This window comes from Nocardia africana NBRC 100379 (assembly GCF_001612635.1).
In the GTDB taxonomy this organism is placed as follows: domain Bacteria; phylum Actinomycetota; class Actinomycetes; order Mycobacteriales; family Mycobacteriaceae; genus Nocardia; species Nocardia africana.
In genome coordinates this window covers 189130-197828 of sequence record NZ_BDAV01000009.1, presented here as the reverse complement: position 1 = coordinate 197828, position 8699 = coordinate 189130, and the positions used below count along the sequence as shown (strand labels likewise).

8 protein-coding genes are annotated in these 8699 nt (G+C 68.9%); 5 read left to right on the top strand and 3 right to left on the bottom strand.

The annotated features are described in order from the left end of the window. The first annotated feature begins 652 nt into the window (after nt 1-652). From NA3_RS15465 to NA3_RS15445, 5 genes are all read left to right on the top strand, one after another. The gene (locus NA3_RS15465) at nt 653-1066 is read left to right on the top strand and encodes a Fur family transcriptional regulator (protein ID WP_265337732.1); all 414 of its coding nucleotides are present in this window, start codon (nt 653-655) and stop codon (nt 1064-1066) included. A gap of 36 nt (nt 1067-1102) precedes the next feature. Then, on the top strand, nt 1103-3328 hold the full coding sequence (gene katG / locus NA3_RS15460; protein WP_062964321.1) for a catalase/peroxidase HPI: 2226 nt from the start codon (nt 1103-1105) through the stop codon (nt 3326-3328). Between the two features lie 134 nt (nt 3329-3462). Beyond that, a complete protein-coding gene (locus tag NA3_RS15455) occupies nt 3463-4674 on the top strand; it encodes a TerC/Alx family metal homeostasis membrane protein (RefSeq protein WP_062964320.1) in 1212 nt (403 codons plus the stop codon). A gap of 47 nt (nt 4675-4721) precedes the next feature. Beyond that, entirely contained in the window at nt 4722-5075 is a 354-nt protein-coding gene (locus NA3_RS15450; protein WP_062964319.1) for an ArsR/SmtB family transcription factor, read from the top strand. A 5-nt stretch (nt 5076-5080) separates the two neighbouring features. Further along, nucleotides 5081-6037: an SRPBCC family protein gene (locus NA3_RS15445; protein WP_062964603.1), complete on the top strand. Its 957-nt coding sequence runs from the start codon at nt 5081-5083 to the stop codon at nt 6035-6037. Between the two features lies 1 nt (nt 6038). On the opposite strand, the gene NA3_RS15440 is transcribed toward NA3_RS15445, so the two are convergent. The 3 genes from NA3_RS15440 to NA3_RS15430 all read right to left on the bottom strand — a co-directional run bounded on the left by NA3_RS15440 (nt 6039) and on the right by NA3_RS15430 (nt 8556). Next, a complete protein-coding gene (locus NA3_RS15440; RefSeq protein WP_062964318.1) occupies nt 6039-7442 on the bottom strand; it encodes an MFS transporter in 1404 nt (467 codons plus the stop codon). After that, entirely contained in the window at nt 7439-8002 is a 564-nt protein-coding gene (locus NA3_RS15435; RefSeq protein WP_062964317.1) for an isochorismatase family protein, read from the bottom strand. Before NA3_RS15435 ends, NA3_RS15440 begins: the two co-directional genes overlap by 4 nt. 110 nt (nt 8003-8112) lie before the next feature. Then, nucleotides 8113-8556, bottom strand: coding sequence for a MarR family winged helix-turn-helix transcriptional regulator (locus tag NA3_RS15430; protein WP_062964316.1), 444 nt, complete (start codon nt 8554-8556; stop codon nt 8113-8115). Nucleotides 8557-8699 lie beyond the last annotated feature (143 nt).

The window sequence follows — 8699 nt, the reverse complement described above, 5'->3', positions numbered from 1 at the left end:
GATCGCCGGTCCGCGGATTCGACGCCACCCCGGGGCTCGGAGCCGTCACCGCCGCCGTGCCCGCCGCCACACACCTCGTGCTGGGCGGCGCGGCCCGTTTCCGGGCCGGGCGGAGCGAGCAAGTTACCCACATCGTTGGAATTCATCGCGTTCACCGGATCACCTTCTGGCACGTGAAGCCTCACGGCAGTGTGTCGTAGGTAGATTCGGTGGGCGGGCGCGCCCGGATAAAAAGTAATTTTTTGATAACTACGATGTTGCCCCGGTACCAGATAGCCGGGCTTTCACCCGCTCGAACGCGGGAAGAACAGGGCGCTCCCGGTCGCGGCCCGCGGTTTTCGTGACCGTCGTTATGAAACCGAGCCCCGAGGCGGGCTGAATTGCGGTGTGGTCACCGGCATCAGAAACCACAGAAATCACAATAATCACAGAAATTGCGGGATCGAACGGATGTGACCGATGGCCGGCCGTGCCGCCCGGGGCGATGCGCGCCCCGCCTCGAGCGCCCGCGCCGACAGCCGAACGCGGGGGGCGACCGGCTCGGCGGCCGCCGGCTGCGCGGTGTCCGAAATTGGGTTCTCGAATCCACACCTGCCGATTACTTGAATGAGTCATACTTCGGACCGTGTCCACTACGGCGGATTTCGAGCGCATGCTGCGCCGGGCCGCGCTGCGGGTGACGGCCCCGCGGATCGCGGTGCTGACCGCTGTGGCCGAACACCCGCACTCCGACACCGACACCATCCTCGGCCTGGTCCGCGGCACCCTCGGCACGGTCTCCCATCAGGCCGTCTACGACGTGCTGCGAGCGCTGACCGAGGCGGGTCTGCTGCGCCGGATCCAGCCGATGGGGTCGGTCGCGCGCTACGAGACCCGCGTCGGCGACAACCACCACCATCTGGTGTGCCGCTCCTGCGGCGTCATCGCCGACGTCGACTGCTCGGTCGGCGACGCGCCGTGCCTGACCGCCGCCGACGACAACGGCTTCGTCCTCGACGAGGCCGAGGTCATCTACTGGGGCCTGTGCCCCTCCTGTTCCGTGCCGACATCTCGATCGAACCCGTGATCACAGCCCGTTTCACTTACTCGGAAAGGAAAGACCGTGCCTGAGGAACATCCACCTATCGCCGAGGCCAATACCGAACCGCCCGAGAGCGGATGCCCCGTCGTCGGCCGCATGAAGCGACCCGTCGAAGGCGGCGGTAACCGCGACTGGTGGCCGGAACAGCTCAATCTCAAAGTGCTGCAGCACAATCCGGCCGAAATCAATCCCTTCGGCCCCGACTACGACTACGCCGCCGAATTCGCCACCCTGGATCTGGCGGCGGTCAAGGCCGACATCATCGAGGTGATGACGACCTCGCAGGACTGGTGGCCTGCCGATTTCGGCCACTACGGTCCCCTGTTCATCCGCATGGCCTGGCATGCGGCCGGCACCTACCGCATCGAGGACGGCCGCGGCGGCGCCGGATCCGGCATGCAGCGCTTCGCCCCGCTCAACAGCTGGCCCGACAACGCCAGCCTGGACAAGGCGCGCCGGCTGCTGTGGCCGGTGAAACAGAAGTACGGCCGCAAACTGTCGTGGGCCGACCTCATCGTCTACACCGGCAACGTCGCCCTCGAGCACATGGGTTTCCAGACCTTCGGCTTCGGCGGCGGCCGCGTCGACGAGTGGGAGCCCGAGGAGGTGTACTGGGGTCCGGAGATGGAATGGCTCGGCGACGCCCGCTACTCCGGGCAGCGCGACCTCGAGAACCCGCTCGCGGCCGTGCAGATGGGCCTGATCTACGTCAATCCCGAAGGGCCCAACGGCAATCCGGATCCGCTCGCGGCCGCGATCGACATCCGCGAGACCTTCCACCGGATGGCGATGAACGATGTGGAGACCGCGGCGCTGATCGTCGGCGGGCACACCTTCGGCAAGACCCACGGCGCCGGCCCCGCCGACAACGTCGGCCCCGAACCCGAAGCCGCGCCGCTCGAACAGATGGGCCTGGGCTGGAAGAGCTCGTTCGGCACCGGTGTCGGCAAGGACGCCATCACCAGCGGTATCGAGGTGACCTGGACCCCGACCCCGACCCGGTGGGACAACAGCTTCCTCGAAACCCTCTACGGCTACGAATGGGAGCAGACCAAGAGCCCCGCCGGGGCGTGGCAGTGGGTGCCCAAGGACGGCGCCGGCGCGGGCACGGTGCCCGACGCCCACGATCCGTCGAAAACCCAGGCCCCGGCGATGCTGACCACCGACCTGTCGCTGCGGATGGACCCCATCTACGGGCCGATCACCCGGCGCTGGCTCGACCATCCCGAGGAACTGGCCGAGGAGTTCGCCAAGGCCTGGTACAAGCTGATCCACCGTGATATGGGACCCAAATCCCGGTATCTGGGTCCGCTGGTACCGGAGGAGACGCTGCTGTGGCAGGACCCGATCCCGGCCGTCGATCACGACCTGATCGGCGACGCCGAGATCACCACCCTCAAGGCACGGATCCTGGATTCGGGCCTGACGGTGGCGCAGCTGGTGTCGACGGCGTGGGCGGCGGCGTCCTCGTTCCGCGGCAGCGACAAACGCGGCGGCGCCAACGGCGGCCGGCTGCGGCTGCAACCGCAGAAGGGCTGGGAGGTCAACGATCCCGACGAACTGGCTCAGGTGATCCGCACCCTGGAAGCGATCCAGGAGGCGTTCAACACCGAACAGTCGGGCGGCGTGCGCGTCTCGTTCGCCGATGTGGTGGTGCTCGGCGGTGTCGCGGCGATCGAGAAGGCCGCCCGCGACGCCGGTTTCGGGGTCAGTGTCCCGTTCACCCCGGGCCGCACCGACGCCACTCAGGAACAGACCGATGTGGAGTCGTTCTCCGCGCTCGAGCCCAAGGCCGACGGTTTCCGCAACTACCTCGGCAAGGGCGCGCGGCTGTCGGCGGAGTATCTGCTGGTCGACAAGGCCAACCTGCTGCGGCTGACCGCGCCGGAGATGACGGTGCTGGTGGGCGGGCTGCGGGTGCTGGGCGCCAACTACAAGCAGTCGCCGCTGGGTGTGCTCACCGACAACCCCGGAGTGCTGAGCAACGACTTCTTCGTGAATCTGCTCGACATGAGCACCGAGTGGAAGCCGTCGCCCGCCGACGACGGCACCTACATCGGCTCGGACCGCGCCACCGGAGAGCAGCGCTGGACCGGCAGCCGCGTCGATCTGGTGTTCGGGTCGAACTCGCAGCTGCGGGCGCAGGCCGAGGTGTATGCCACCGATGACGCCAAGGCCAAGTTCGTCGACGATTTCATCGCCGCCTGGAACAAGGTGATGAACCTGGATCGGTTCGACCTGGCCTGATCCGCTGTCGCCCGGATGCCCCGCCCACCGCCGGTGCGCGGGGCATCCGCGTGTCCGGACAGCATGCCGGTCCGCGCGGGCCTCCGGTCGCGGACGCTACAGTCACCCGAGACCCTCGGGCACAGGAGGCCGCCGTGACCGTTCCGCTGCTGGCATGGGCCGGCGCGCTGGCGCTGATCGTCGTCCTGCTGGTCTTCGACTTCCTCTTCCACGTGCGCGACGCGCATTCGCCGACACTGCCGGAGTCGGCGGTGTGGTCGGCGGCCTACATCGGTGTGGCGGTGGCGTTCGGGTTCGTGGTGTGGGGTCTCGGCGGATCCGAGATGGGCGTCGAGTACTTCGCCGGCTACGTCACCGAGAAGGCGCTGTCGGTGGACAATCTGTTCGTCTTCCTGGTGCTCTTCACCGCCTTCCGGGTGCCCGCGGCCGCCCAGCAGAAGGTGCTGCTGGTGGGGATCGTGATCTCGCTGGTGGCGCGCACCGGTTTCATCTTCCTCGGGGCGACGCTGATCGACCGTTTCGCGTGGGTGTTCTACGTCTTCGGCGGGGTGCTGCTGGTGGCCGCGGGCAACATGCTGCGCCCCGAGAGCGAGGACACCCATTCCGGTGACGGGTTCGTGGTCCGGGCGACCCGAAAACTGTTGCACACCACCGACTCCTACGACGGTGACGCGATGACCACGATCGTCGACGGGCGGCGCCGGTTGACGCCGATGGTGTCGGCGATGATCGCGATCGGCGGCACCGATGTGCTGTTCGCCCTCGACTCGATTCCCGCGATCTTCGGCCTGACCGAGAACGTGTTCCTGGTGTTCACCGCCACGGCGTTCTCGCTGCTGGGTTTGCGGCAGTTGTTCTTCCTGCTCGAGGGGCTGCTGGACCGGCTGATCTACCTCGGTTTCGGGCTGGCGTCCGTGCTGGGGTTCATCGGGGTGAAACTGATCCTGCACGCCTTGCACCACAACAGCCTGCCGTTCGTCAACGACGGCGACCCGGTGCCGGTGGCCGAGATCCCCACCGGGTGGTCGCTGGTCGTGATCGTCGCGATTCTCGTTGTCACGGTGGTGGTTTCGCTGTGGAGTCCGGCCGGGCGCGCGCAGACCGCGGTCGCCGGAGCGCGCCGCTGCGCCACCCGCTACCTCGATCTGGGCTACGAGGCCGACCAGGCCGTCCGTGAACGCACCTACGGGCGGATGCTGGCATCGGAACAGGCCATGGCCGGGCTGCCGGACAAATATGTGCACCGCTTCCGCGCCGACGATCTGACCACCCTGCTCGACCGCGCGCACGTCGTGCACGAGGACCGCATGGAGCGCATCCGCGCCGGACTGCCGCTGCGCATGTGAGCTCCGCACCCCTTCCACTTATATTCCCCTCCGGCTATATTGCCGATATGGCATCTACGTTCGAGGCGTTGGCCGAACCGCGGCGCCGCGAAATCCTGGACCTGCTGCGCCGGCGCGAACACCTGGTCGGCGAACTGGTCATGGAACTGCGCCTGGCGCAGCCGACGGTGTCGAAACATCTGAAGATCCTGCGCGGCGCCGGGCTGGTCGAGGTCCGCCAGGACGCCCAACGCCGCTGGTATCGGCTGCGACCCCAGCCGCTCACCGAGATCGACCTGTGGCTGGCCCCTTACCGGCAGCTGTGGGAGACCAGCCTCGACGCGCTGGGCCGCCACCTCGACGCCCTGGCCGCCGCCGACGACGACACCCTGCCCACCGATGGCGAGAGCCGCGAGGAGTGATGACGATGAGTGACCCCTCCGCCGAACTGACCACGATCGACGGCACACCGACGTTGCGGTTCGAGCGCCGCTTCCCCCACCCCCGCGAACGGGTGTGGCGGGCGATCAGCGATCCGGAGCAGATGACGGCGTGGTTTCCCGCGGCCGTGCAGACCGAGCTGCGCCCCGGCGCGCCGATGCGGTTCGTCTTCGACGACGAAGCGCCGGTCGAGGACACCTGGGACGGTGAGGTCCTCGAGGTCGATCCGCCGAAGGTGTTCATGTTCCGCTGGAACCGGGATGTGCTGCGATTCGAACTGATCGCCGACGGCGACGGCTGCCGGCTGGTGTTCACCCACGCGCTCGGCGACGGCCCGACCGGCCGCCTCGGCGCCGCCCGCACCGCCGCCGGATGGGACGGCTGCCTGACGAGCCTGACCGCCGCCCTCGACGAGACCGAACCGAGCGAGGACCCGGCGGCCGGATGGCTGGCCCGCGCCGAAGCCTACGTCGAGAAGTTCGGTCTGGCCCGCGGCAGCGCCGAACCGGTCGCGGGCCCCGAATCCGATGTGGTGCTGCGGTTTTCGCGTGATCTGGTGTGGCGGCCCGCCGACACCATCTGGGCGATCCTGGTCGAGGACCAGTCGCCGCGCGTCGGTGGGATGCCACCGGTCCGGGCGACCAACCCGGCGATCGAGCCCGGACCGGTCACCGCGGTCGAGGCGCCGCGGCTGCTGGATTACGAGGTGTCGATCAACGGGCAGCCGGCCGGACGGGCGCGGTGGGAGATCGTCGCCGATCCGCGGCTGGGCACCCGGGTCGACCTCACCCACACCCTGCCCCACCGGCTCGCCTCGCACCGCGCCGGACTGCTGGCCGCCTGGCAGGTGCATCTCGAACTGTTCTTCGCCGCCACCCAGGGCGAGATCCGATGCCCGTGGCCCCAGCAGCGCGTCACCGACCTGACCGCGACCTACACCTGAATCACCGCGCGGGTGCCCGGCCGGTGCGGGCCGGAATCGTGGCGTCCAGCAACGTCATCAGCGCGACGAGCACGCCGAGGCCGACGATCACCCAGGCGATGGCGTGCAATCCGGCATCGGTGGTGGCCGAACCGAAGGTCAGCGCGATCAGGCTGGAGGAGAAGATCGCCCCCATGTAGGCGAAGGTGCGATACAACCCCGACGCCACCGCGACCTGCCGGGCCGGCGCCTGCACATACAGCGCGGCCTGGTTGGCGAACCCGCTGGCGCCGCTGGCCACGCCGAACAGCAGCGACATCGCGATCAGCACGATCACCGGCGAGCTGTGCGTGATCACGACCATGACCAGCCCGGTCGCGATCAACGCCGCACCGCTCGCGGCCAGCGGCACACGCACCCAGCCACGGTCGGACACCAGCCGCGCGATGACGATGCTGATCGCCGACAGCGGCAGCAGGATCAACCCCACCTGCGAGGCGCTGTAGTGGGCGGCCTGTTCCATCCACTGACTGGTCCCGTAGAGGGCGGTGTAGGTGCCCAGCGACACCACCCCCTGCCGCAGATAGGTGCGCAACAGGCCGCCGTTGCGGGTCAGCATCCGCACATCGATGAGCGGACTGCGGGCGCGTAACTCCCACGCCACCAGCGCGGCCACCAGTACCAGCGTCACCGGCAGCAACCACCACAGCGGCGCCCGCAGATCCGACAGAAACCTCAGCATGCCGATCACGGCCCCGGCGAACAGGCCGATGCCGACGATGTCGATCGCGGCCGGCAGCGACCCGTGATGGCGGCGGCGCGGTTCGTCCTCCGGCACACCGGTCAGCGTCGCCACCAGCGCGACCAGCGCGAGCGGAATGTTGACGAAAAAGATTGCGCGCCAACCGAACACACCCGCCAGCAGACCTCCCAGCGGCAGCCCCACCACGGAGGTGACCTGCGCGGCGATCGAGAAATTGCCGAGCACCCGCGCCGGCACGCCCGTCCCGGCGTCGTCGGCGCGCCTGCGCACCAGCGCCATCGCGGTGGGAAACGCCGCCGAGGTGCCGATCCCGATGAGCGCGCGCGACACCACCAGGAATCCGAAAGCCGGTGCGGCGGCGCCGATCACGCCGGCGGCGACGAGGACGATCAGCCCGCCGGTGAACACGCGCCGCGGCCCGAACTGGGTGGCGAGTTTGCCCATGGTGGGCTGGGCGACGGCGCTGCACAGATACAGCACCGAGATGAGCACAGCCGTGGTGCCCGGACCCCGGTGGAAGTCGGCGCCGATGCCGACGAGGGCGGTGGCGATGGTGGAGGTGTTGATCGGGTTGAGCGTCGAGCCCAGCAGCAGCGGCCCGACGAAGCGGACGGTGAACGGGTCGGCGCGGGTGGTCTCGGTCTCGGCGGGGGCGGCTGTCACGAGCGGGCCGCCAATGTCCGTAGCACGTCGTCGGTGGTGCCGGTTTCGGCGATGCGGCCGAAGATGTGGGTGATGCTGTGGTCGTGGCGTGCGGCGTCGGGATCGGTCATCGCGTCGACGGGCAGCGTGACGTGGAACCCCTGTTCGTGTGCGTCGCGGGCGGTCGATTCGACCCCGGCGCCGGTGGCGATGCCCACGACCACCACCTGCGTGACTCCCTCGGCGCGCAACCGGTCGGCGAGCCCGGTGCCGGCGAAGGCGCTGCGGGCGTGCTTGGTGACCGCGATGTCGCCGGGTTGCGGTGTCATCTCGGGGATGAGGGTCGCCCAATCCGGCGGCAGATCGGTCATCGCGGTGGCGCCGGCGTCGGTGCGCCCCGGCGGGGTGCCGGCGACGTTGACGAGCACGACCGGCAGGTTCCGGTCGCGGAAGGCCTGCACGAGGGTGGCCGCGCGCGCGATCACGGGTTCGACCGGATGGGCCAGCGGCCGGCCGACGATACCCTGCTGCAGATCGATCACGATGAGGGCGGTGGCCGGGTCGACAGTGGTGACGGGCATGGCGAATTCCTTTGCTGGCGGGCGGGTTTCGGGCGCACCGGGTTCGGCGCACGCCGGGACGCGCGGGCCCGGGTGGCCGGGTCGCGGGGTTTCGGTTGTGGGCGCTCGGGTCAGCCGGCGCGGCCGATGCGGTCGAGCAGTTCGACCGCATCGGCGAGTTGCCGGATTTCGGCGTCGGTGAATTCGGCCTCGATGACGCGGGTGAGCCAGTCCTCTTTCGCGCGGCGGCCGGTGCGGAACTCGTCGCGGGCGGCGTCGGTCAGGTCCAGGACGGTTTTGCGTCCGTCGGCCGGATCGGGTGTGCCCGCGATGAGACCCGCTTCCTCCAATGCGCGAACGATTTTCGCCATCGATTGCGGGCGCATTCCCGCCGCATGGGCCAGTTGGGTGGCCGTGGCGGGGCCGCCCTGTTCGAGGCGGATGAGGACCGAGCTCTGGGATTTGGTGAGGTCGCTGCCCTCGGTCTGTGCGCGCAGCTGCCGCAGCAGCCGGCTGACGGCGACACGCAGATCGCTCGCCACCGCGGCGGCCGTGGGCACAGGCTTTCCTGACATGACCCCACCCTATCATTTACTAAGCTAACTGTACAGCTGGCTGTATAACTCGGACCGATCGTTCACCGGACCCGTGACGGGATTACTTGACGGCCGGTAAGTAATGTCGCTAGCCTGGCCGAAAAGCCCCCTACCGGGTCGTT